Source organism: Rhodoferax sp. GW822-FHT04A08, assembly GCF_058801025.1.
This window is the reverse complement of sequence record NZ_JBXAMW010000084.1, coordinates 1-429: the sequence shown is the minus strand read 5'-3', so window position 1 is coordinate 429 and position 429 is coordinate 1. Positions and strand designations below refer to the sequence as shown.

Below are 429 nucleotides of genomic sequence, written 5' to 3'. Positions count from 1 at the left end.
ACAGCTGGATCCTGCGGATCTTGCTGGGCCATGGCGGCATGCCGGCCTTTCATGTGGACGGATCCAGCCAGCACCAGCTGCTGTCCGCCATGCTGGAAGTGCCCGAGCTTGCAGATCCAAGCTGCAAGGCAGCAGCAGTATTCGAAGCACTGCAGATCAGGGCGCAGAAGTTCCTAGGACCCTTGGCAATGCAGGGCGAGGCCAATTGGCCGGTTGCCCCTTGCTGCATGTCCACGACATTGGCTTGGCTGGGCAACAGCGCGGGGCTCAATCCAGTGGAACTTGCGATCTTTGAACTGGCCGTCGCGCTGCGCGTATTCGATGCCCTCAAGAAAGCAGTAAAAACGTGGGGCTCCATCAACCGGGGCGATCTGCCCCATGCATTGAGTGCAGTCCTGAACCTCCCATTGGAGGAAGTCCAGACCGCAT

1 protein-coding gene is annotated in these 429 nt (G+C 59.7%); it reads left to right on the top strand.

Annotation, left to right across the window (positions count from 1 at the left end; genetic code table 11):
• Positions 1 to 429 (top strand): hypothetical protein (locus AC1RMF_RS26685; protein ID WP_493145588.1); only part of this gene is annotated, 429 nt, incomplete at both ends.